The following is a 21,203-nucleotide window of genomic DNA, read 5'->3' as shown; positions in this document are numbered from 1 at the left end:
CACGCCTGTGATGGCGGTGCTTGCGCCGTCTCCCGCTGTGGCCGGGCCCCTGACCTGGCTGTTTCAAGGGGCCTCCCTGCTCGTGCTGCTGGCCCTGTGGCGGGGGGCCCGGGCAGTCTTTCTCTCCTCCGGGACAGAAAATCTGCCCCGTGACTGGCTGGGCCAGGGCCTTCTCTGCCACCTGCTGGCCTTGGCTGTGGCACTGTGGGACCAGCTGGTCCCCGCCTCTCAGCCTGGCCTGCTCGGTCTCTCCATCACCAACGAGTGGCTCTACTATGGCCGGCCCATTTTCATGATCCTGCTGGAGCTCCGTTTTCTGATCTGTATCTATCGTCAGAGCGAAACTCTATCCGGATTTGGTTACCACATCTCCCCTGTCCCTGTCCGTCTCTCTTCCCGCACTGTCCTGGCGGGTAGCTTTGCCGCCGTCCTCCTCTCCCTGCCCATCGCGCTATGGGTCAGTGGACATATCCCAACTTCCGGCAAACCTGCCGCGCTCCTCACCCCGGAGCAGGCGGCTGTCCAGGCCCAGCTGGTCTCTCTGGGGCTGCCGGAGGACATTGCCGCTGCACTGGATGCCGCGGAACTGGAGCGGTGTGCGGACGCTTCGGCAGTATCAGGGGTCTTCTGGTATGATCCAGAGGGGCCTGGGACGGAGACGGACACCCCCTTTCCTGCTCAAGCTCTGACTGACGGAATAGCAGAGCTGTCCTCCTGGCTCATCTTTCTCCCGGAGGGACAGGTTCGGCAGATCCACTGGTTCCGGTATTCAGTCCTTCCCCGCCTCCGTCTTCAGGAGCAGTTCTCCGTGTCCCCTTCCGGCCAGTACCCTACGACAGACTATGCCGGACGGCTTTTATGGCACGAGGAGGGACAGCTCTGGTGTGCCTCTCCCCGGGTCCGGCTGGCCGGCGGGGAGACGGCGGAATATGTGGAAGAGCATCCATATGTCTACCCACTTATAGACACCACCAGAATGGAGCTGGAGCGGTTGGGCGGCCACCTGCGCTATTATCCCTGGATAGCCTTCTCCATTCCCGCTCAGGCGGAAAATCTGCGGGGCTACCTGGCCTACACGGTGGACGCCAGCCAGATGCCCCAGCCTTCTGACATTCACTTCTCCAGCCCGGAGCAGTGGTCCTATACTGACACCTGGAGCGTCTTTCTCCGCCACCAGACCCATTGGCTCCACTACCCATTTGCCTCTATCTCCAGCTATGGCGGCTCCTCCTATACCGGCCGGTCCGGTCCTATCCAGACCATTCACGCCGTATTTTCCTTCCACTTTTGATCTTTTGGTCAGCGCAGCTACGGACATTCTTTGCAAATTTCCCGCCCGTTCACACCACAAGAACAGGATGCCCCGCCTGCGGCGGGGCATTTTTTTCGTCCAGCCCTTTCCCCTCTCTGCGAAATTTGGTACAATGGAGAAAACCCGAAGAAAGAGGGCGTCTGTATGCGTACCATTTCCGCCGCCGCCGTCACCGACGCGGTGGCAAAGCTGTGTATCCAAGCCAACACTCACCTGCCCCCCGACATCGTCTCCGCCCTGGACCGCACCCGCCGGGAGGAGCCCTGGCCTCTTGCCAAAGAGACCCTGGGCCTGCTGTGGGACAATCTGGAGCTTGCGGAGCGGGAAGAACTGCCTGTCTGTCAGGACACGGGGATGGCCTGTGTGTTTGTGGAGCTGGGCCAGGAGGTCCACATCCAGGGCGACTTTGAGCAGGCCGTCCACGAGGGGGTCCGCCGGGGCTACGGCGAGGGCTATCTGCGCAAGTCCATCGTGGGTGATCCCCTGCGCCGGGTGAACACAGAGGACAACACCCCCGCCGCCATCACCCTCCGGCTGGTGCCTGGGGACGGGTGCCGGATCACCGTGGCTCCCAAGGGCTTCGGCTCGGAGAACATGAGCCGCCTGGGGATGCTCAAGCCCGCTGACGGGGTGGAGGGCGTGAAAAAATTCGTGGTGGAGACGGTGCGCCTGGCCGGCTCCAACCCCTGTCCCCCCATCGTGCTGGGCATCGGCATCGGCGGCTCCTTTGACAAGGTGGCCTATCTGGCCAAGCATGCCCTGCTCCGCCCCATCGATCAGCCCAACTCCGACCCCTTCTATGCCCAGCTGGAGGAGGAGCTGCTGGAGGAGATCAATGCCCTGGGCATCGGCCCCCAGGGCTTCGGCGGCCGGACCACCTGTTTGGGCCTGTCCATCGAGACCGCCCCCACCCACGTGGCCGGCCTGCCCGTGGCGGTGAATGTGAGCTGCCATGTGACCCGCCGGGCCTCCGCCCAGCTCTGACCGCCCATGGAGGTGTTGTCATGGACGAGCAAATGGTAGCTGTAGGCGGCCGGGCCCTCCAGGTATCCTCTGTGGGATCAGGGCCGGTCACACTTGTGATTCTGTCCGGCTCCAATATCCTCTTCCCCGGACTGGAATACGCCCCTCTGGCCGATGCCCTGAGAGAATGGTACTCCGTCCTGATCCCCTCCAAATTCGGCTATGGATTCAGTGATCTGACCGAGGCCCCCCGGGATGTGGACACCGTGGTGGAGGAGTACCGCAGGGTATTGGCCGCACTAAAGCACCCTTTTCCAGTGGTGCTGGCGGCCCACAGCATGGGGTTTCTGGAGGCACTGCACTGGGCCTCTAAATATCCAGAGGAGATTTCCGCCCTTGTGGGACTGGACCCCGCCACTCCCGATGCCTATCAGAACATGGATCTTTCCTCTGTCCTGCGCCATCTGGAACATCTGGGCCGCCCCGACTGGAAGCGAGCCATACTTTTCCAGCTCGTTTCCCACTCTCTGCTGAGGCGTTGTCCCGCCTCAGTTCGGAAGGACCTGGTGCCCGCCGCCCGTCGGAACTTTGCCAGCATCGTCTGGATCAACGAGGCAAAAGCCCTTCCCCACAGCATCCGTCAGATACGTCAGGAGGGACCGCCTGCCTCTGTCCCCACGCTGTTTCTGCTTTCCAACGGCAAAGGCACTCCTCTTCCCAAAGAAGAATGGCGGATGTGTGCGAGGAATTATCTCTCTGCTTTTTCCACCTCCTCTTTCCATCTGTTTGAGCTCCCCCATGATCTATACCGCCAGCGCCCCAAAGAGATTGCGGATACGGTCCACCGTTTTCTGCTGGATCATCTGTAATACCCATCTAAAATATCGACCAAGCCATTTGGGAGGGATTTCCATGCAATATAAACTCAGAACCCCCGTTACAAGAGAGGACCTCGCCCCCCTGCGGACCGGTGACACCGTGCTCCTGTCTGGGGCCGTCTACACCGCCCGGGATGCCGCCCACAAGCGGATGATGGAGCTGCTGGACACCGGGGGTTCCCTGCCCTTCCCCGTGGAGGGCTCCGCCGTCTACTATGTGGGCCCCACTCCGGAGCGCCCCGGTCAGGTCATCGGCTCCGCCGGTCCCACCACCAGCGGCCGGATGGACGCCTACTCCCCCCGCCTGCTGGACCTGGGCCAGCTCATCATGATCGGAAAGGGCAAGCGGGACCAGGCCGTGAAGGATGCGGTGGTCCGCAATGGGGCGGTCTACCTGGCCGCCCTGGGTGGTGCCGGGGCCCTGATGGCCGCCAGCGTGAAGGAGCTGGAGGTCATCTGCTGGGAGGACCTGGGCTGTGAGGCGGTGCGCCGTCTGGAGGTGGAGGACTTCCCCCTCACCGTTATCCTGGACGCCCACGGGGGTGACCTGTACGAGAGCGGCCCGGCCGCCTATCTGGCCAGTCTGGCCTGACATCCGGCGCCGGACAGAGTCAGAAGAAGGAGGTTCCAAATATGGAGGACCTGGATACGGAACTGCTCGGCCAGCTTCAGCGCTGGCACGAGGAGGACCAATATCAGCGGATCATCGACGCCATCGAGGCCATCCCCCAGCCGGAGCGGGGCTATGAGCTCACCTGCCAGCTGGCCCGGGCCTACAACAACCTGGCCGGGCCCGAGGAGGCCGGGCCGCTGGAAAAGTCCGTCTCCCTTCTGGAGTCCATCGCAGACCAGGGACAGGAGGACCCCCTGTGGCACTACCGGCTGGGCTACGCCCTGTTCTATCTGGACCGTGAAGAGGAGGCCCTGCCCCACTTCCAGCGGGCGGCAGAGCTGGACCCCCAGGACCCGGATGCCCCTGAGTTCATCCGCCAGTGCCAGAAGTACATCGCCGCCAAGCAGTGCTGTCCCGAGGTGTACGGCCAGGAGGACTGGGACACCGTGGACCAGCATATCCACACCTATTTCGGATCGTCGGAGAACGTGTTCCACGAGATCGTCTCCCCCGATATCCATGTGGACATCTACATCATCCCCCCAAGCCCGGAGCGGAACTACTATATCCTGATGACCCACGGCATGGGGGCCCACGCCATGAACGTGCCGGAGGATCTGGCCGGCCAGAAGCTGGAGCGGGCTGAGCTGTTTATCTGCCTGCCCCCCGACTGGAAGGTGGGCGAAGAGGGCGAGGCGTGGTACTGGCCCATCCGCTGGCTGAAAATCCTGGCCCGCCTGCCCATCAACGAGGACAGCTGGCTGGGCTGGGGCCATACCATTGCCAACCCGGACGGCTCCCCCTTTGCGGAAAACACCCGCTTCAACGGCATCATGCTGGTCAACCCCGGTGCTTTCCCCCAGGAGGCGTCGGTCTGTCCCCTCTCCGGCGGCGATGAGGTAAATTTCTATCAGCTCCTCCCTCTGTATCAGGAGGAGATGGACTTCAAGCTCTCCCACAGTGCCGGAGAGCTGCTGGACCTCTTTCCCGAGGAGGACCTGGAGACGGTGGACGTGGACCGCCCCAGCGTCCTCTCCGACCGCCCCCAGAAGGAGTTCGCCATCCCCCAGCGGGAGCTCCGGCACCTCTATGACGGGGAGGGCCCCCAGGGCTGCTTCGCCACTGACCGAATCCTGGTGGACGGCTGCCGGGTGGGCTACTGCTACAGGGAGGAGCCGGAGGAGGGGGACGAGAATTGGGATAGCGGCTGGCGCTTCACCGCCGGAGATGAGAGCGACAGCTATATGGACGACCCCGGCCGCAGCGGCATCTATCACCTCAACACCCTGTGCAACTACGACCCGGACATCATCCCTCTGCTGGACTCCGAACCAGGCACCGCCTGGTGCCGGGACCAGAGCGGAGTGTTCCGTCCGGAGCTGTATCAGCCTGACGAAGAATGAGAGACTGTAAGGAGGATCTGTTGTATGTACACCTGCGCCAGCTGTACCCTCCGCTCCTGCCAGAAGGGGGGCGGGGACCTGCCCCGGAACTGTCCCATGCGGGACCCGGAGTTCTTTGACCGGCTTTTGGAGCGCTACTGGTCAGAGGAAAACCACGACTTTTTTGTCACCAGCGCCGCCATCGAGTCGGCTGGCTACTGCCGCTGGCCCCGCCTGAAGGAGATCGTGGAGTTCTCCCGATCCATGCACTATCAAAAGCTGGGTCTGGCTTTCTGTGCGGCACTGAAGAAGGAGGCCGCTGTGGTGGAGCGGGTCCTGCGGAATAACGGCTTCCAGGTGGTGTCCGTCATCTGCAAGACCGGCGGACTGGACAAGTCCCGGGCCGGGGTGCCGGAGGAGTGCAAGCTCCAGCCCGGCCAGTTTGAGGCCATGTGCAACCCCATTGCCCAGGCCGAGCTGCTCAACAGCCAGGACACCCAATTCAATATTTGTCTGGGGCTTTGTGTGGGCCACGACTCCCTCTTCTATCAATACTCCAAAGCACTGGTTACCACCCTGGTGGTAAAAGACCGGGTGCTGGCCCACAACCCAGTGGGCGCCATCCACTACGCAGACACCTATTTCAAGGATCTGCTCAAGGGCTGACCCCTGGGGCGGAACGATATGGTAAAAACGCCTGGGGAGGCAGACAGGGGCGTCTGTCTCCCCAGGCGTTTTTACCATACAGGTAATTCCCTCTCCCTTCCGTGCGCGCCCCTCCTCATATACCGGTCTTACATGTTTTCATGGCGTATGCTCTTTCCCTTGACATTTCCCTCCAGCTGTTCTACAATAAAACCGTCTCAAATGAGACAGTTTTAGAAAGGAGCTGACCTCCATGCCTGTCTCTCTCCCTCCGCACCAGTGGGATCTGCTCCTCCGCTGCCCCCTGTTTCAGGCATGTCCCGAGGCACTGGTCCGGGATGTCCTGGCGCGGTCCGGCTGTTCGGTGGAGGACTTCTCCTCCGGCGCAGAGATCTACCGCCCCGACCGCTTCCGCCGTTGTCTGGGGCTGCTCCTCTCCGGACGGGTACTGGTGACCAAGGGCAGCCTCACCGTCAGCACCCTGGAGCCAGGGGATCTCTTCGGCGCCGCCGCCCTCTACAACGACGCCCCCGACTATGCCACCACCCTCACCGCCCAGGGAATCTGCCGCTGCCTCCTGCTGGACCAGGAGCTGCTGGACCGCCTTCTGGGGGAGGAGGCCCTGCTGCGCCGGAACTATCTGACCTATCTCACCGGCCGCATCCGCTTCCTCAACGCCCGGCTGGGTTCCCTGGCTGTGGGGGATACGGAGGGCCGGGTGGTCCGCTATCTGCTCAGCAGCCTCTCCTATGGCGCAGTGGAGTGCTCCGCCTCCGGTCTGGCCCGCCAGCTGGGCATCAGCCGCGCCTCGGTGTATCGGGCCTTTCAGGACTTGGAACAGGCCGGCCTGATCCGGCGGGAGGGACGGGCCATCCTCGTCCCCGATCCGGCCGCTCTGGAGGGTGTCCGGGGCTCCGGGTAAGAAAATTTCCCCTTCGGTGTACAAATCCAGTCAACGATCCGTCTCTGCCCAGAATAGGTGTATCCGTCCAAATCTGAGAAAGGAATCCTGCCATGAAACGAACCAAGCTTCTGCCCCTGCTCCTGTCCGCCCTGCTCCTCCTCTCTGCCTCGGGCTGCCGTCCCGCAGAGGCACCCTCCCAGTCTGGCGGCGCCATCTCCTCCGTCAGCTCCAGCACCTCCTCTTCCGGCATCCCCGCCCCGAACGATGAGGTCCTCCCCATCGATCTGGCCGTCCTTTCCGGCCCTACCGGTGTAGGGGCTGCCTATCTGATGGAGTACTACGCCCCGGAACACGTTCCTGCTGACAGCCCCATCTCCGTCAGTTCCGTCGTGGTGACGGAAAACAGCGAGGCCACCGCCCTGCTGTCCAACGGCGAGGCAGACATCGCCGCTGTGGCCACCAATGTGGCCTCCAACTTCTACCACAAGACCGACGGCTCCATTCAGATGCTGGCAGTGAACACGATGGGTGTGCTGTACATCCTGGAGAAGGGGGACTCCATCCAGTCCATGGCCGACCTGCGGGGCAAAACCATCTACGCCACCGGCCAGGGGGCCAACCCGGAGTACATCCTCAACTATCTGCTGACCCAGAACGGGCTGGACCCCGCCGCGGATGTGACCATCCAGTGGCTCACCGCCCAGGAGGTCACTGCCAACATGCTTTCCGCCGAGGACGGCGTGTGCATGCTGCCCGTCCCCGCCGCCACTGCCCTGCTGATGAAGGACCCCGGCGTGCGCCAAGCCCTGGACCTGAGCGCTGAGTGGGATGCCGTCTCCTCCACCCCTCTGCCCATGGGCTGCATCGTAGCCCGCAGGGAATTCGTGGAGGAGCATCCTGAGGCCGTGGACGCTTTCCTGGACCTGTACGGTGACTCCATCTCCTTCATGTCTGACGAGGGCAACCGGTCGGAGGCGGCGGAGCTGGTGGCCAAATACGGCATCACCGCCAACGCCCAGATCGCGGAGGCCGCCATCCCCCAGTGCAATCTCACCCTGCTCACCGGGGAGGAGATGCAGGACACCGTCCAGGCCTACTACGAGGTCCTGTACCGCGCCGACCCCGCCGCTATCGGCGGCAGCATCCCCTATGACAGCCTGTACTATCTGCCCTGACCGTCTGCTGCGGCCCCTCCTTCCCCTGGCCTTCTGGCTGGTGGTGTGGCAGCTGGCCGCCCTGGCTGTGGGCCAGTCCTTCATCCTTCCCGGCCCTGCCGCGGTCCTGGGAACGCTGATCCAGCTGGCGGGGGTGCCCAGTTTCTGGCAGACCGCCCTGCTCTCCCTGGTCCGGGTCCTGGCCGGACTGCTGGCCGGCACTCTGCTGGGGGCGCTGACCGCCGCCCTCACCTGCGCCAGCCGATGGGCGGATGTCCTCCTTTCCCCCGCCGTCCGGGTCATCCGGGCGGTGCCAGTGGTCTCCTTCATCCTCTTCGTCCTGCTGTGGACCCGCCGTGGTCTGGTGCCTGTGGTGGTCTCCGCCCTGATGGTGCTGCCGGTGGTGTGGGGGAACGTGAGCCGGGGCATCCGGGAGACCGACCCCAAGCTGCTGGAACAGGCCGGAGCGCTCCGGTTCTCCCGCCTCAAAACCGTCCGGCTGGTCTATCTCCCTTCGGTGCGGCCCTACTTTCTCAGCGCAGTGGTCACCTCTCTGGGCCTTGCCTGGAAGTCCGGGGTGGCCGCCGAGGTGCTCTGCCGCCCCGCCTGGGCGGTGGGCACGCAGATCGTCCAGGCCCGGGACTATCTGGAGACCCCCTCCCTGTTTGCCTGGACGCTGGTTGTCCTCCTTCTGTCCCTTGCCCTGGAAAAACTGCTCTCTGCTCTGCTGAACCGGATAAACAGGAGGTGGTCGCCATGATCTGTTTGGAGGAGGTCACCGTCACCTTTGGAGAGAAGCGGGTGCTGGACCGCTTCTCCCTCACCCTGCCTGAGACGGGGATCACCGCCCTGTCCGGCCCCTCCGGCTGCGGCAAGACCACCCTGCTGCGGGTTCTGGCCGGGCTGGAGCACCCCATCTCCGGCCGGATCACCGGCCTGTCCCTCCGCTCCGCTGCCCTGCTCTTTCAGGAGGACCGCCTCTTCCCCTGGCGTACCGTGGAGCAGCACCTTACCGACGTGCTCCCCCGCCCCCGGTGGGTGGAGGTCCCCCGCTGGCTGCGGCTGGCAGAGCTGGAAGGGGAAGAGCGTACCTATCCCGCCCATCTGTCCGGCGGCATGGGACGGCGTCTGGCCCTGGTCCGCACGCTGGCCCTGGGCGGTTCCCTCTATCTGCTGGACGAGCCCTTTGCAGGGGTGGACCCTCAGCGGGCAGACCGCATCCTATCCGCCCTGGGGGAGCTGGCCGCCCCTGTCATCCTGGTCAGCCATGAGCCTGCCGTTCTGGACCGGGCGGACCGGGTCATCCGATTGGACGGGCCGCCCCTGACTCTCCTGTCCGCCCCATAGTAAGAGAGCTCTCACATGCCGCCTGACGCGGCGTGTGAGAGCTTTATCCGCCTCCAAAGCACAGCCGGACCGCCCAGGCCGCCGCCAGAAAGCCGGTAAGGTCAGCGCACAGGGCGGCGGGGACCGCGTACCGGGTCCGGGAGATGCCCACTGCGCCGAAGTAGACCGCGATGGTGTAGAAGGTGGTCTCCGTGGACCCAAGCATCACCGCCGCCACCCGGCCCACATAGGAGTCCGGCCCGCTGCTGGTGATGAGCTCCGCCCCCACCCCCAGGGCGGCGCTCCCGCTGATGGGGCGCACCAGCATCAGAGGGAGCAGCTCTGCCGGCACCCCTACCCGGTCCAGCAGGGGAGCCAGGGCCTGAGCGGCCAGATCCAGCGCCCCCGACGCCCGCAGCATATACACCGCCGTCATCAGCCCCACCAGGCTGGGGATGATACGGGCCAAGGTGCCCAGTCCCTCCCCTGCTCCCTGGATCAGGGCATCGTAAACGTCCACCCGGCGGCAGGCGGCGTAGACCGCCACCAGCCCCAGCGTCAGCGGCACCACCAGGGTCATCATCAGGTCCAGCATGTCAATCCCTCCATATCCGCGCGCATATCTTGCAGGCCAGCACCCCTACCCCTACCGACAGCCCGGAGGCCAGCCAAACGGCAGGCAGGATGTCAAAGGGAGCGGCGCTCCCTGCCCCAGCCCGCACCGTGGCCACCGTGGTGGGGATCAGTTGGATGGAGGCCGTATTGCACACCACCAGCATGCACAGCGCATCGGAAGCCACCCCGGGGCTGCAACGGCTCATCCGCCGGGCGGCCTCCAGCCCCAGAGGGGTGGCAGCGTTGCCCAGCCCCAGCAAATTGGCCGACACATTGGCCGCGATGCTGTCCATGGTCTCCCGGTCCCGGGCTACCTGGGGAAAGAGCAGCCGGAGCATCGGTCGAAGCAGCCGGGACAGCTTTTCTGCCAGCCCGGACCGCCGCATCACCTCCATCACCCCGGTCCACAGGCACAGCATCCCCGCGATGGACAGGCACAGCTCCACCGCCGCCTGGGTCCCCTCCACCGCCGCCGCGGCCACCTGGGCCGACTGCCCCGTAGCCAGTCCGCACAGGATGGAGAGCACCACCATCCCCGTCCAGAGGATCGTCATCGTCATACCCCTGTCCCCCCTTCAAATCATATATACGGGACATGTCTGGAAAAGATAACCATTCTCTGCCGTGGTGTTCATTTTTCTGATTTCCCTGTTTTCCCATCATTTTTTGCTCTTTCCGAACACTTTTTGCAGAATCTTCACAAATTATGGTTGACACAGTCGCACTTTGTAGTATAATAATGTTTAGTTTCCAAAATCGTACATTATGACTGCGAAACCGCATCGATCGTTTTGACGACTGGGACATGAAGAAGGAAGAAAGGAATGATCACATTGAAATCTACCGGCATTGTCCGGAAGGTCGATGAGCTGGGCCGTATCGTCCTTCCCATCGAACTGCGCCGTACATTGGATATCGCGGAGAAAGACTCCCTGGAGATCTATATGGATGGACCGTCCATCATTCTGAAAAAATATCAGCCCGCCTGCATTTTCTGTGATGACGCCCGGGATGTCATCGTTTTCCGCGGCAAGAATATCTGCCCCAAGTGCATCAAGGCACTCCAGGAGTGCGGACAGTTCTGATTTGATCCCCAGCAGCCCAGATAGAAACAGCAGACAAATTTTATGCGGTTTTTTAAACGCTCTGGATCCAGCCAGGATTTGGGGCGTTTTTCTTTTGGTCTCCGCCGCCGCCGGTCCGTGGGAGAGAGGGCTCCCACAAACAGCTTGAGGGCGCGGCAGATCCCGCCGCGCCCTCTGTCTTGTTCCGCATCCCCCGCGGCACTCAGCTCCTTTGGACCACCACGCCCCCGGTCTTGACGATGCTGCCCGCCGGGATGGCACCCCGGACGCAGGAGACCGGGTAGATGCTGCTCCCCCGCCCCACCACGGTCCCCGGATTCAGCACGGAGTTGCAGCCCACCTCCACATGGTCGCCCAGGATAGCGCCGAACTTTTTCCTGCCCGTTTCAATCCGCTCTGCTCCGTTCTTCACTGTCACCAGCGTCTTGTCTGACTTCACGTTGGAGGTGATGGAGCCGGCACCCATATGGCTCTTATAGCCCAGGATGGAGTCTCCCACATAGTTGTAGTGGGGGGTCTGCACGTTGTCGAACAGGATCACGTTTTTCAGCTCCACGGAATTGCCCACCACGCAGTGGGCCCCCACCAGGGCCGAGCCCCGGATAAACGCACAGTGGCGCACCTCAGTCTCAGGCCCAATGATGCAGGGCGCCCCCAGATAGGCTGTGGGGAACACCACCGCCGTTTTATGCACCCAGACCTGGGGGGCGGGCTGGTCATATTCCTCCGGCGGCAGCGCAGCCCCCAGGGTCAGGATCAGCTCCTTGATCCCGTCCAGGGCCTGCCAGGGGTATTGAAATCCCGCCAGATACTCCCCCGCCAGGGTGTGGGAGAGGTCCAAAAGTTCCTTTGTTTCCAGTTCCATATCCAAACATTCCTTTCCAGTCCTGATCATGTACCGGACGTCTCCATCATACCACATCGGACGCCCCGGATACAAGGTCCTAGGGAGGGCCGCCTTTTCTCGGAACGGAGAAAAATTTTTTCTTTTCCTCTGGAATTTTGGCCCCATCTCTGCTACAATCAACAGGCGCACCAGAACAAATGTACTGTTTCCAAAGAAAGAGGGTGGACCATGATCCTGATCTCCTGCATCGATGCCCGGGGCGGCCTGCTGTTCCATGGCCGCCGGCTCAGCCGGGACCGGGTGCTCTGCCAAGACGTGCTCTGGACGTGCGCCGGCTCCCCCCTGTGGATGGCCCCCGGCTCCCGCTCCCTCTTCTCCTCCCTGCGGGACGGCCTCTCCAGCTCCATCCTGACCTCGGAGGACTTTCTCGCCCAGGCCGCCCCGGGGGAGTTCTGCTTTCTGGAGGACCGGCCCATCCGCCCCTTCCTGGATCGGGTAGAGTCCATGGTCCTCTATCACTGGAACCGCCGCTACCCCGCGGACCTGTTTCTGGACCTGGACCCGGCCGCCCTGGGGTGGTCCCTGTTGGGCCGGGAGGAATTTCCCGGCTCCTCCCATAAAAAAATCACAAAGGAAGTCTACCGCCCATGAAAATACGTACGCTCCATCTCATCCCCCTCTTCCTGCTGCTCTGCGCGGCGCTGTCCGGCTGCGGCCAGCGCCTTCAGGCCGCGCCCTCCTCCTTCTCTCTCGAGGACGTCCCGCCCTTCTCCGGCGAACCCTATGTGGTGCTCCAGGACAACCAGCCCGGCTTTTCCCAGGAGGACTTCACCACCGACTCTTTCGAGACTTACAGCAGCCTGGATCTGCTTGGCCGGTGCGGCACCGCCTATGCCAACATCGGTCTGGACCTGATGCCCACGGAGGAACGGGACAGCATCGGCCAAGTCAAGCCCAGCGGCTGGCAGACGGTGAAATATGACATCGTGGACGGCAAGTACCTGTACAACCGCTGCCATCTCATCGGCTATCAGCTCAGCGGTGAGAATGCCAATGAGCAGAACCTCATCACCGGCACCCGCTATCTCAACGTGGAGGGGATGCTCCCCTTTGAAAACATGGTGGCGGATTACGTCCAGGAGACCGGCAACCACGTCCTCTACCGGGTCACTCCCATCTTTCAGGGCACTGAGCTGGTGGCCCGGGGCGTGCAGATGGAGGCCGAGTCGGTGGAGGACCAGGGCGAGGGCATCTGCTTCAACGTCTATGTCTATAATGACCAGCCCGGCATCACCATCGACTACGCTACCGGTGCCAGCTCCCTGGAGGGGGATGCTCTTCCAGAGGACAGCACCCAGAAGGAGCCGGAGGACACCCTGTACATCCTGAACACCAGCTCTGGAAAATTTCATCTCCCCTCCTGCTCCGGCGCCGCCTCCATGAAAGAGGAAAACCGCCAGGCCTTTTCCGGCAGCCGTGAGGAGCTGATCGCCCAGGGATATTCCCCCTGCGGCCAGTGCAAACCATGACCCCCACAGCAGACGGCCCCTGCCCTTTCCCGGGCAGGGGCCGTTTTTATTCCTGCTCCACCGCCAGGCGGTAGAGCTCATTCCGTGAGAGCCCCAGCTCCTTGGCCGCCTGGCGCACCGCGTCCCGCAGGGAGAGCCCTTCCTCCTCCCGCAGCCGCTCCGCCAGGGTCAGGCCGTCCTCCAGAGTGCATTCCCCCTCCTCCTCCGGCTGGGCACCCCGGACTACCAGGACGAACTCTCCCCGGGGCGTCTCCTCCCCATACCAGTCCGCCGCCTCCCCCAGAGTGGTGCGCCGGATCTCCTCATGGAGCTTGGTCAGCTCCCGGCACAGAGATATCTCCCGCTCCCGGCCAAAAGTGTCCGCCAAGTCCCGGAGGGTGGCAACCAGCTTGTGGGGGGCCTCGTAGAAGATCATGGTCCGCTCCTCCCCCCGCAGGGACTCCAGGTGGGCCCGGCGGTTTTTCTTGTTCATGGCCAAAAAGCCCTCAAAGGTGAAGCGGCCGGTGGGCTGGCCGGAGGCTGCCAGCGCCGTGACCAGGGCGCAGGGACCCGGGATGGGTACCACCGGGACCCCGGCAGCGGCACACAGGGCCACCATCTCCTCCCCCGGGTCGGAGATGGCCGGCATCCCCGCGTCCGTGACCAGGGCACAGCTCTCCCCTGCCAGCAGGCGGTCCAGCACCGCCTGACCGCTGGCTGCGGTGTTGTGCCGGTGGTAGGTGACCATAGGCTTCTTCAACCCCAGATGGTTGAGGAGCTTCACTGTCACCCGGGTGTCTTCTGCGGCAATGAAGTCCGCCTGCGCCAAAGTATCCGCCATCCGCGGGGAGATGTCCCCCAGATTGCCGATGGGAGTCGGGACCAGATAGAGGGTTCCTGCCATGCCTTATGCTCCTTTCCGCCGCCGCCCACCCTGGGACAGGGCGGCTCGGTTTGTTTCCATGGAGCCATTATAACACAGGACCCGCCTTTTTTCTATCCCCGAACGGAGCTCTGGGCCGCCCATTTTTTCTCCGTCCCCTTTCCCGCTCAAAGCAGCCCCCTCCCATATGACATGCCTCCGCTCAGCCAAAGAGGCCGCCGCGGAACTCCGCGGCGGCCTCTTGCCGTTCTGTCATGAAACCAATGCTCAGTGCCGGTCCACGTCCCACTCCAGGATGGTACCGGTCACCGCGTCCAGCGTGAACTCATACTCGGTCCAGCCGTCCCGCATCTCGCCCTCGTAGACTACGCGGCCATCGTCCCGGTCCAGATGCAGCTCCCGGAAGGTCCCGGAGACCCCCGCCCGGTCCTCCACGATCTGGCGGACCTCCGCCTCACTGAGGTAGCTGCCGGTCTGACCGGCGGCCTGACCTGTATAGTATTCGGCGTCGTAGTCCCAGCTCAGGATATCGCCGCTGGCGGCATCGATCTCATAGTCATACTCCTTGCTGCCGCTGTAAAACTCCACATCGTACACCCGGCGTCCGTCCTCATAGTCCAGATGGGCCCGCACAAAGGTGGCCTTGGAGGCGGACACACCTGCGTGGTCCAGCGCGATCTCCTTGGCACGGTCGGCGCCGATGTCGGCGGAGGACTGGGCGGGGATGCTGTACCCCTCGATGTCCCGGTCGCTGTGGAGGATGGTGCCGGTGTAGGCGTCGATCTCATAGTCGTACTCCACGTTGTCCTTCCAGAACTCCACCTCGTACTCCATGCGGCCGTTATCCCAGTCCAGCCCCGCCCGGACAAAGCTGACCTGGGAGGCAGAGAGCCCCGCATCCTTCAGGGCGATCTCCTTGGCACGTTCCACCCCGATGTAGCTCTCAGAGGCAGTGGTGCCGGTGCCCTTGGTGTTCAGGATCACAGTGTTGGTGTCGGCATCCCACCGCACGTCCATTCCCAGCGCCTTGCTGATGGAAGCCAGCGGCAGATAGGTCGTCCCGTCGATGGTGAAGGGCTCCACCTCGTTGCCCCTGCTGTCCGTCAGATCCAGGGTCCTGCCATCCAGCGTCACCTTGATGTTCTGATAATGCAGGGCGGCCGTCCGCTGGCCCACGGAGGCCAGGGCAGGCAGAGTCAGCGCTCCCGCCAGGACCGTCAGTACAGTTCCGCTCACCATCAGGCTCTTCCAGTTCCGTTTCATTTCATGTTCCTCCCAAATGTCATTTTATGTTGTGTCCGGCTGTATCTCGGGCTTATCTGTTTGCCGTTCAACTACATAATGCGTGGGAGGTCTCGTTTATTGCATGGGGCCCAAAATTTTTCTGAAATTTTTCAGCACTCCAGTTGGGAGCACCTGCGCCCCTCACGGTTCGATCCGCAGACCGGGCCGCCCCCGGCGCACCGCCTCCATCAGAACACAGGAGGGGGGATGCTCCGGCCCATGGGCCAGCAGCCGCATCCGTTTGGGCTCCAGGCCGCTCCCCCGCAGGGCGCACATCAGGTCCGCCAGCCGCTCCGGCCGGTGGCACAAGGCGAACCGCCCCCTGTTTCTCAGCAGGCGGGCCGCGGTGCGGCACAGCTCCTCAAGGGAGCAGTCGGCCTGCCGGGCCCCGCCCCCGTCCCCGCCGTGTCCAGGCTGGAAGTAGGGGGGATTGGAGATGACCAGGTCGAACCCGCCAGCCGGCAGGGTCACCTGCCGCCAGTCCGCCTGGAGGACCGTCCCCTCCAGGCCGCTGTGGGCCAGGTTCTCCCGGGCACACTGGGCTGCCCGCTCCTCCCGCTCCACTCCCGTGAGAGAGAGCCCCCCCTCCCGGGCCGCCAGCATCAGGAGCAGACAGCCGCTCCCCGTCCCCAGGTCGCACACCCGCCAGCCCCGCTTCACTGTAGCGAAGGCCCCCAGGGCCAGGCTGTCTCCCCCCAGGGGAAAGACCCCCTCCTTTACCTCCAGAAGGTAGGGGCCCAGGTGCTCCGCCCCGCTCATCCCATCTCTCCGCCCAGCAGGCCCGCCAGATGCTGTGTGATCCGCCCGGTCAGCCCCCAGATGGCGTGGCCCTGCCACAGATAGACGGGCACCGTCTCCTTCCCCTGCTGCCACCGATATCCCCGTGGGATGCCGATCAGCTGGTAGGGGAAGTCCGCCGGCGGGCGGGGCTCCAGGGCGTAGCTGTACTCCAGCGGCGGATTGTGCACGATGTGCTCCAGCGGCACCAGAAAGGTGTGATCTACCTCCGCCGGGTTCAGGGCCATCCTCTCTGCCGCAGCCGTCTCCACCCTGGCCAGCACCGGATACATGATGAAATTGGCTCGGTGGGCCACAAAATCCAGCCGTCCCAGAACGGTGATGGATGCTGTGGGGATGCCCAGCTCTTCCTCCGTCTCCCGGATGGCGCAGGCCTCCGGGGTCTCATCTCCCTCTATCCGCCCTCCGGGAAAGCAGACCTCCCCGGGCTGGCGGCGCATGTCCTGTGAGCGCACCTCATAGAGGATATGCAGCTTCCCCTCCCGCTCCACCAGAGGGACCAGAACTGCGTACTGTCCCGAGGCGTCCATCAGCCCCGGCTCTCTGCCCCTCAGTTTCTCCTCCAGCTGTTCCAGCGTCATTCCGTTCCCCACCTCTTTCAGAGCATCACATTGATGATGAGCACGCTCAGAGACAGGAACGCCCCCAAACATGCTGCTACAAAATAGATGATCTCCCTAGGGCGGACCCAGAAGGCGGCGGTGAATCCCCAGGTCAGGGCCAGGTCCGCCAGCAGGATGGTGTTTTTCCCGATGTTGGCCGCCTGCTGGGCGTGGATGGCTACCACCTCCGGCAGCAGGGCCCACCCCGCCAGTCCCAGCAGGCCCCCCAGCAGCAGCAGGACGTAGGTCAGCCGGTTCCGGTTGGCCTGGAGTCTGTCCCGGATCCGGTCCAGGGCCCCTTTTTTCTGCGGCATGGTATCACGTTCCTCTCTCATGGTTTGGAAAAAGCCGGCCCTCAGCCCTGGGGGCTGAGGGCCGGCTCAACGTCCAGATCGTTACATCTTCTCCGGCGCGGTGACGCCCAGCAGACCCAGGCCGTTGGCCAGGACGGCCCGCACGCTGTCCGCCAGCTTCAGCCGGGCGGAGAGCACGCCGGGCTCCTCCCCCTTGATGCGGCAGGCGTTGTAGAAGCGGTGGAAGTCCCCGGCCAGGGACACCAGATACCGGTTAATGCGGCTGGGGTCATAATCCCGAGCCGCCAGATGGAGCTCCTCCGGATACTGGGACAGAGCCTTGATAAGGGCCAGCTCCTCCGGGGCGTTCAGCACACCGGCGTCCACCCCCGCAGCGGCGGGGACCGCCGCCCCCTCCTCCGCCAGCCGGGACACCAAGGAGCAGATGCGGGCGTGGGCATACTGGACATAGTACACCGGGTTCTCGCTGTCCTCCCGCACCGCCAGGTCCAGGTCAAAGTCCAGGGGGCTGGTGCTGGCCCGGGAGTTGAAGAAGTACCGGGCCGCGTCCACTGAGATCTCGTCCAGCAGGTCGTGGAGGGCGATCGCCTTGCCGGAGCGCTTGGACATCCGCACCGGCTTGCCGTCCTGCATCAGGTTGACCAGCTGCATCAGCACCACCACCAGCCGGTGGGAGCCGTCCAGGCCCAGCCCGTCCAGGGCGGCCTGGAGCCGGGCCACATGGCCGTGGTGGTCGGCGCCCCAGATGTTGATGGCCTTGTCAAACCCCCGCACCTCCAGCTTGTTGCGGTGGTAGGCGATATCGGCGGCAAAGTAGGTATAGAAGCCGTTGGCCCGGCAGAGCACGTCGTCCTTCAGGTCCAGCTTGTCCACCTGCTCCTGGCTCTTCCCCTCCCGCATGAACTTTTCCTTCAGCAGCTGGGTGGTGTTCAGCCACAGGGCCCCGTCCTTCTCATAGGTCCAGCCCTTGTCGGTGAGCAGCTGTACAGTCTCCTCCACATAGCCGCTGTTGTGCAGTTCAGACTCCAGGAACCACTGGTCATACTCGATGCCGTACTTTTTCAGGTCCGCTTTCATCCTGGGGATGTTGACGGACAGGCCATATTCCGCCATAGCGGTCTCCCACGCATCCTGAGAGGTCTGGCCTGGAAACTCTCCCGCCTGGGCCAGGAAGCCCCGGGCCAGCTCCCGGATGTCGTCCCCATGGTAGCCCTCCTCCGGGAAGGGGTAGTTCTCCTCCCCCACCGTCAGCTGCATGCAGCGGGCGTAGATGGACATGGCGAATTTGTGGACCTGGTTGCCGGCGTCGTTGACATAAAATTCTTTCCAGGTGTCCCAGCCGTCCCGCTTCAGCACGTTGGCCAGGGTGTCCCCCAGTACGCCGCCACGGGCGTTGCCCATGTGCATGGGGCCGGTGGGGTTGGCGGAGACGAACTCCACCATCACCCGCTCGCCCTTTCCTTCGCTGCCGGAGCCGTACTCAGGCCCCTCCTGCTCCACCTGGGCGAGGACCTGGCCGTACCACTTGGGCCCCAGAGTAAAGTTCAGAAAACCGGGGCCGGCGATGTCTACCTTCTGGAAATAGCTCCCTGTCAGGTCCATGTGGTCCACAATGGCCTGGGCAATGGCCCGTGGGGCCATGTGCAGGGCCTTGGCCCCCGCCATAGCGAAGGAGGAGGCATAGTCCCCGTGAGCGGTGTCTTTGGGGATCTCCACGGTGGCCTTCACCTCTGCTCCGCCGGTCAGCACACCTGCTGCAGCGGCCCTCTCGTACGCGGCCTGGGTCAGCTCAGCGACCTGAGCCCGCGCGGCCTGGATCATATTGCTCATCTCTCGTATCACACCTTACAATAATTCTTTCTCGCTGGAGTGGGCCGCACTACTGCTTCAAGCTGCAGCCCGGTGCTGCCTCCTTAATCTTGATCTGAAATACATTTCGCCCCGCCACCGTGTGGTCGATCGCCCACCGCGGGCCGGCCCGCGGCGGGATCCCGGGCTCTTTGATTCCTCGGGCGGGAGTCAATCCCGCCCTGCGGTGCGGGCGCGGAGCGCCCGCAATCGAGATTGACCACGCTACTGCTTCAAGCTGCAGCCCGGTGCCGCCTCCTTGATCTTGATCTGAAATACATTTCGCCCCGCCACCGTGTGGTCGATCTCGATGGCATAATCGATCTCGATGTCGCCGCCGCTCTCGCCCACCTGAGCTGTCAAATGCCGGGTGTTCACCCCGATGGACATGGTGCCATAGGGGGTGTTGTACATGGACATGTGCCGCCGCCCCTCCTGAAACACCATTTGGGAGGTGTACTCCCCCACCCGGAGCAGGGTCACCCGCTCCGGCTCTATCTGGAAGGTGGTCAGGGTCCCGTCCATGCCGGTGACGGCGCTCTCCTGATAAGACAGGGTAAAGCTCTCGCCGTCCCGCTCCAAACGCCCCCCTGTCACCAGCTCGATGGTGTCCGGTTCGGCGTTCTCATATTTCTGCATCCCCTTGATGGAGATGATGACCTCTTTTTCCATAGCAGCCTCCAAAATGACGTTGTCCCGTGCGGTCTTGCCGGAGCGCACACCTGCGCCGCCCCCTGCCGCGGAATGATTATATACTCCCCATCCCGCTCTGTAAAGAAGTTCTGTATGGAAAATCCATTTTCTTTTTCCAGCCGGGGCGCTCCCTCAGTCCTCCTCCTCGATCATGTCCTGCACTGGAGGCGGGGTCTCCGGCTCGTCGTGCTCCATGTGGTCGAAGTACTCCGCCTCGGTGATCACCGGCTTGCGGTGGCGGGCGATGGCCACGATGGTGGGATACAGGATGATGGCCAGCAGGCCGCCGGAAAAGCCGTTGTTATAGAGGTTCAGCCCGGCCACCGGCGTGCCCGCATACAGTACTACCGCCGAGTGGAGGAACCCCGCCAGCACGCCGTAGGGCCAGCCGAAGTAGCCAGAGATGGGAGCCAGGGTAGTCCCGAACAGCATGGCCAGCTGGACGGCGCCGCTGGAGACCGAGGAGTGCATCACGAAGCTGCCCAGGACCACACCGGCCATGATGGGCACGATGTTGCCCGCATGCTTTCCAAAGGCAGAGAAGCCCACGATAGTCAGGACCCCGCCCACTGTGGGCCCATTCAGGTCCCCGCCGGTAAGCAGGATCACCCCCATTGCGATCAACCCGTTGACCCCCATGTTGATCAGCACCGGCGCCGCGCCAAACATGCGCAGATAGTCGCTGGGGGCCCGGCCGCTGGTCTGGAGCAGGCGGCGGTAACCCGCCCAGGCCGCCCAGACCGGCTTCCTGCAGAAAAACAGGCCGGCAAGGATGGCTGCTATGCACATCGTCCCCAGCAGCCCGCCGAACAGAGCGTTGTACCCTGTGGCCCAGAGGTAAGAGACCTCCGGCTCCGCCCCGAAGGAGCTCATCAGAGACACCAGCAGCATGGCCATCAGCCCGCAGGCAAACCCTACATTGTACAGGTTCATCCCGTTCTGGATCTTGTATGTATAGGCGGACAGGGAGGGCATTACAAAGCCGATCATCAGGCCGGTCGCCACCCCAAGCACCGGGGTGCCCCAGCCGTTGTCCAGGATGATATAGCTGATGACCGGCCCCAGGGCCGAGGACAGCAGGGCCACGGCCGCATACTTTCCAAAGGGCTCCTTTCTGCTCTTGGCGTACAGCCAAGTCCCCAGGACGATGGGCCAGGTGTTGACCGGGTTCTTCCCAAACAGGGAAAACCCCGCCATCAATCCTACCACCACCAGCGTGAAGCCGTTGGCCGGTTCCCCAGAGCTGCGCAGGATCAGCACCGAGAGGGCGGTGACTACAGAGGAGTTGATCAGGGCTGCCCCCACGCCGGCCAGCCGGACATAGTCAGTGATGAGGGGGTCCTCCGTCATCACGATGCGGATCAGGCCCCGTGCAATATTGTCCGGGGTATCCAGCAGCGCGCCCGCCAGGAAAAGCCCGGAGGCAAAGATCAGCAGCATGATATACAGGGTCTCGTACCGCATGTGGCGTGTATCCTGTGAATGGGGCATTCGTAGTCCCTCCCGATCCGATTTTTGATTTTCTGCCGCCTATGGCGCGGCGGGGCCT

General features: G+C 63.5%; 24 protein-coding genes. 13 read left to right on the top strand and 11 right to left on the bottom strand.

What is annotated here, in order from left to right; translation table 11 throughout:
- The 10 genes from BN1969_RS07460 to BN1969_RS07415 form a co-directional block, all read left to right on the top strand.
- Nucleotides 1-1,291, top strand: a 1,291-nt coding sequence (locus BN1969_RS07460; RefSeq protein ID WP_187120336.1) for a hypothetical protein, incomplete at its 5' end; no start/stop codon positions are given.
- A gap of 165 nt (nucleotides 1,292-1,456) precedes the next feature.
- Entirely contained in the window at nucleotides 1,457-2,296 is an 840-nt protein-coding gene (locus BN1969_RS07455; protein ID WP_050623724.1) for a fumarate hydratase, read from the top strand.
- A gap of 20 nt (nucleotides 2,297-2,316) precedes the next feature.
- Entirely contained in the window at nucleotides 2,317-3,144 is an 828-nt protein-coding gene (locus BN1969_RS07450; protein WP_050623723.1) for an alpha/beta fold hydrolase, read from the top strand.
- A gap of 43 nt (nucleotides 3,145-3,187) precedes the next feature.
- Entirely contained in the window at nucleotides 3,188-3,745 is a 558-nt protein-coding gene (locus tag BN1969_RS07445; protein ID WP_050623722.1) for a Fe-S-containing hydro-lyase, read from the top strand.
- 41 nt (nucleotides 3,746-3,786) lie between these two features.
- On the top strand, nucleotides 3,787-5,169 hold the full coding sequence (locus BN1969_RS07440; RefSeq protein ID WP_050623721.1) for an immunity protein Imm33 domain-containing protein: 1,383 nt from the start codon (nucleotides 3,787-3,789) through the stop codon (nucleotides 5,167-5,169).
- Between the two features lie 24 nt (nucleotides 5,170-5,193).
- Complete coding sequence (locus tag BN1969_RS07435) at nucleotides 5,194-5,814, top strand: DUF1847 domain-containing protein (protein ID WP_050623720.1); 621 nt, start codon at nucleotides 5,194-5,196, stop codon at nucleotides 5,812-5,814.
- A 232-nt stretch (nucleotides 5,815-6,046) separates the two neighbouring features.
- Nucleotides 6,047-6,715 (top strand): Crp/Fnr family transcriptional regulator, encoded by a 669-nt coding sequence (locus tag BN1969_RS07430; RefSeq protein ID WP_050623719.1) that lies wholly within the window; start codon nucleotides 6,047-6,049, stop codon nucleotides 6,713-6,715.
- Nucleotides 6,716-6,807: 92 nt separating this feature from the next.
- The gene (locus tag BN1969_RS07425) at nucleotides 6,808-7,872 is read left to right on the top strand and encodes an ABC transporter substrate-binding protein (RefSeq protein WP_050623718.1); all 1,065 of its coding nucleotides are present in this window, start codon (nucleotides 6,808-6,810) and stop codon (nucleotides 7,870-7,872) included.
- The gene (locus tag BN1969_RS07420) at nucleotides 7,847-8,611 is read left to right on the top strand and encodes an ABC transporter permease (RefSeq protein WP_050623717.1); all 765 of its coding nucleotides are present in this window, start codon (nucleotides 7,847-7,849) and stop codon (nucleotides 8,609-8,611) included. Before BN1969_RS07425 ends, BN1969_RS07420 begins: the two co-directional genes overlap by 26 nt.
- Nucleotides 8,608-9,198 carry an ATP-binding cassette domain-containing protein gene (locus tag BN1969_RS07415; RefSeq protein ID WP_050623716.1) on the top strand — a complete coding sequence of 197 codons (591 nt, stop codon included), beginning with the start codon at nucleotides 8,608-8,610 and terminating at the stop codon, nucleotides 9,196-9,198. The genes BN1969_RS07420 and BN1969_RS07415 overlap by 4 nt, the downstream gene beginning before the upstream one ends.
- A 43-nt stretch (nucleotides 9,199-9,241) precedes the next feature.
- Here the strand turns inward: BN1969_RS07415 and BN1969_RS07410 are convergent, their stop codons facing one another.
- Both BN1969_RS07410 and BN1969_RS07405 read right to left on the bottom strand, forming a co-directional pair.
- Nucleotides 9,242-9,772, bottom strand: a complete 531-nt coding sequence (locus tag BN1969_RS07410; RefSeq protein WP_050623715.1) for a spore maturation protein — start codon at nucleotides 9,770-9,772, stop codon at nucleotides 9,242-9,244.
- A 1-nt stretch (nucleotide 9,773) separates the two neighbouring features.
- Nucleotides 9,774-10,352 carry a nucleoside recognition domain-containing protein gene (locus tag BN1969_RS07405; RefSeq protein WP_050623714.1) on the bottom strand — a complete coding sequence of 193 codons (579 nt, stop codon included), beginning with the start codon at nucleotides 10,350-10,352 and terminating at the stop codon, nucleotides 9,774-9,776.
- A 273-nt stretch (nucleotides 10,353-10,625) separates the two neighbouring features.
- Between BN1969_RS07405 and BN1969_RS07400 the strand changes: the two genes are divergently transcribed.
- A complete protein-coding gene (locus BN1969_RS07400; protein WP_050625427.1) occupies nucleotides 10,626-10,877 on the top strand; it encodes an AbrB/MazE/SpoVT family DNA-binding domain-containing protein in 252 nt (83 codons plus the stop codon).
- 202 nt (nucleotides 10,878-11,079) lie between these two features.
- Here the strand turns inward: BN1969_RS07400 and BN1969_RS07395 are convergent, their stop codons facing one another.
- Nucleotides 11,080-11,742, bottom strand: a complete 663-nt coding sequence (locus BN1969_RS07395) for an acyltransferase (protein ID WP_050625426.1) — start codon at nucleotides 11,740-11,742, stop codon at nucleotides 11,080-11,082.
- Between the two features lie 210 nt (nucleotides 11,743-11,952).
- On the opposite strand from BN1969_RS07395, the gene BN1969_RS07390 reads away from it, so the two are divergent.
- Nucleotides 11,953-12,375 (top strand): hypothetical protein, encoded by a 423-nt coding sequence (locus BN1969_RS07390; protein WP_050623713.1) that lies wholly within the window; start codon nucleotides 11,953-11,955, stop codon nucleotides 12,373-12,375.
- Entirely contained in the window at nucleotides 12,372-13,253 is an 882-nt protein-coding gene (locus BN1969_RS07385) for a DNA/RNA non-specific endonuclease (protein ID WP_050623712.1), read from the top strand. Before BN1969_RS07390 ends, BN1969_RS07385 begins: the two co-directional genes overlap by 4 nt.
- Before the next feature lie 46 nt (nucleotides 13,254-13,299).
- On the opposite strand, the gene rsmI is transcribed toward BN1969_RS07385, so the two are convergent.
- The 8 genes from rsmI to BN1969_RS07345 form a co-directional block, all read right to left on the bottom strand.
- A complete protein-coding gene (gene rsmI / locus BN1969_RS07380) occupies nucleotides 13,300-14,136 on the bottom strand; it encodes a 16S rRNA (cytidine(1402)-2'-O)-methyltransferase (RefSeq protein ID WP_050623711.1) in 837 nt (278 codons plus the stop codon).
- A 246-nt stretch (nucleotides 14,137-14,382) separates the two neighbouring features.
- Complete coding sequence (locus BN1969_RS07375; RefSeq protein WP_050623710.1) at nucleotides 14,383-15,378, bottom strand: PepSY domain-containing protein; 996 nt, start codon at nucleotides 15,376-15,378, stop codon at nucleotides 14,383-14,385.
- A 162-nt stretch (nucleotides 15,379-15,540) separates the two neighbouring features.
- Nucleotides 15,541-16,158: a tRNA1(Val) (adenine(37)-N6)-methyltransferase gene (locus BN1969_RS07370; RefSeq protein ID WP_050623709.1), complete on the bottom strand. Its 618-nt coding sequence runs from the start codon at nucleotides 16,156-16,158 to the stop codon at nucleotides 15,541-15,543.
- On the bottom strand, nucleotides 16,155-16,778 hold the full coding sequence (locus tag BN1969_RS07365; protein WP_050623708.1) for an NUDIX hydrolase: 624 nt from the start codon (nucleotides 16,776-16,778) through the stop codon (nucleotides 16,155-16,157). The genes BN1969_RS07370 and BN1969_RS07365 overlap by 4 nt, the downstream gene beginning before the upstream one ends.
- A gap of 17 nt (nucleotides 16,779-16,795) precedes the next feature.
- The gene (locus BN1969_RS07360) at nucleotides 16,796-17,113 is read right to left on the bottom strand and encodes a hypothetical protein (protein WP_050623707.1); all 318 of its coding nucleotides are present in this window, start codon (nucleotides 17,111-17,113) and stop codon (nucleotides 16,796-16,798) included.
- An 81-nt stretch (nucleotides 17,114-17,194) separates the two neighbouring features.
- Nucleotides 17,195-18,943, bottom strand: coding sequence for an arginine--tRNA ligase (gene argS, locus BN1969_RS07355; protein ID WP_050623706.1), 1,749 nt, complete (start codon nucleotides 18,941-18,943; stop codon nucleotides 17,195-17,197).
- A 243-nt stretch (nucleotides 18,944-19,186) separates the two neighbouring features.
- Nucleotides 19,187-19,681: a YwiB family protein gene (locus BN1969_RS07350; protein WP_242850295.1), complete on the bottom strand. Its 495-nt coding sequence runs from the start codon at nucleotides 19,679-19,681 to the stop codon at nucleotides 19,187-19,189.
- 105 nt (nucleotides 19,682-19,786) lie between these two features.
- Nucleotides 19,787-21,145, bottom strand: a complete 1,359-nt coding sequence (locus BN1969_RS07345) for a DUF1576 domain-containing protein (RefSeq protein ID WP_242850294.1) — start codon at nucleotides 21,143-21,145, stop codon at nucleotides 19,787-19,789.
- Nucleotides 21,146-21,203 lie beyond the last annotated feature (58 nt).

Source organism: Clostridium phoceensis (assembly GCF_001244495.1).
GTDB classification, from domain to species: domain Bacteria; phylum Bacillota; class Clostridia; order Oscillospirales; family Oscillospiraceae; genus Lawsonibacter; species Lawsonibacter asaccharolyticus.
This window is presented reverse-complemented; position numbering and strand designations above follow the sequence as displayed.

Excerpts from the sequence above, each read along its gene's own strand:
- BN1969_RS07455 (WP_050623724.1), top strand. The coding sequence starts at position 1,457 with ATGCGTACCATTTCCGCCGCCGCCGTCACCGACGCGGTGGCAAAGCTG.
- BN1969_RS07450 (WP_050623723.1), top strand. The coding sequence starts at position 2,317 with ATGGACGAGCAAATGGTAGCTGTAGGCGGCCGGGCCCTCCAGGTATCC.
- BN1969_RS07445 (WP_050623722.1), top strand. The coding sequence starts at position 3,188 with ATGCAATATAAACTCAGAACCCCCGTTACAAGAGAGGACCTCGCCCCC.
- BN1969_RS07440 (WP_050623721.1), top strand. The coding sequence starts at position 3,787 with ATGGAGGACCTGGATACGGAACTGCTCGGCCAGCTTCAGCGCTGGCAC.
- BN1969_RS07435 (WP_050623720.1), top strand. The coding sequence starts at position 5,194 with ATGTACACCTGCGCCAGCTGTACCCTCCGCTCCTGCCAGAAGGGGGGC.
- BN1969_RS07430 (WP_050623719.1), top strand. The coding sequence starts at position 6,047 with ATGCCTGTCTCTCTCCCTCCGCACCAGTGGGATCTGCTCCTCCGCTGC.
- BN1969_RS07425 (WP_050623718.1), top strand. The coding sequence starts at position 6,808 with ATGAAACGAACCAAGCTTCTGCCCCTGCTCCTGTCCGCCCTGCTCCTC.
- BN1969_RS07420 (WP_050623717.1), top strand. The coding sequence starts at position 7,847 with ATGACAGCCTGTACTATCTGCCCTGACCGTCTGCTGCGGCCCCTCCTT.
- BN1969_RS07415 (WP_050623716.1), top strand. The coding sequence starts at position 8,608 with ATGATCTGTTTGGAGGAGGTCACCGTCACCTTTGGAGAGAAGCGGGTG.
- BN1969_RS07410 (WP_050623715.1), bottom strand. The coding sequence starts at position 9,772 with ATGCTGGACCTGATGATGACCCTGGTGGTGCCGCTGACGCTGGGGCTG.
- BN1969_RS07405 (WP_050623714.1), bottom strand. The coding sequence starts at position 10,352 with ATGACGATGACGATCCTCTGGACGGGGATGGTGGTGCTCTCCATCCTG.
- BN1969_RS07395 (WP_050625426.1), bottom strand. The coding sequence starts at position 11,742 with ATGGAACTGGAAACAAAGGAACTTTTGGACCTCTCCCACACCCTGGCG.
- BN1969_RS07390 (WP_050623713.1), top strand. The coding sequence starts at position 11,953 with ATGATCCTGATCTCCTGCATCGATGCCCGGGGCGGCCTGCTGTTCCAT.
- BN1969_RS07385 (WP_050623712.1), top strand. The coding sequence starts at position 12,372 with ATGAAAATACGTACGCTCCATCTCATCCCCCTCTTCCTGCTGCTCTGC.
- rsmI (WP_050623711.1), bottom strand. The coding sequence starts at position 14,136 with ATGGCAGGAACCCTCTATCTGGTCCCGACTCCCATCGGCAATCTGGGG.
- BN1969_RS07375 (WP_050623710.1), bottom strand. The coding sequence starts at position 15,378 with ATGAAACGGAACTGGAAGAGCCTGATGGTGAGCGGAACTGTACTGACG.
- BN1969_RS07370 (WP_050623709.1), bottom strand. The coding sequence starts at position 16,158 with ATGAGCGGGGCGGAGCACCTGGGCCCCTACCTTCTGGAGGTAAAGGAG.
- BN1969_RS07365 (WP_050623708.1), bottom strand. The coding sequence starts at position 16,778 with ATGACGCTGGAACAGCTGGAGGAGAAACTGAGGGGCAGAGAGCCGGGG.
- BN1969_RS07360 (WP_050623707.1), bottom strand. The coding sequence starts at position 17,113 with ATGCCGCAGAAAAAAGGGGCCCTGGACCGGATCCGGGACAGACTCCAG.
- argS (WP_050623706.1), bottom strand. The coding sequence starts at position 18,943 with ATGAGCAATATGATCCAGGCCGCGCGGGCTCAGGTCGCTGAGCTGACC.
- BN1969_RS07345 (WP_242850294.1), bottom strand. The coding sequence starts at position 21,145 with ATGCCCCATTCACAGGATACACGCCACATGCGGTACGAGACCCTGTAT.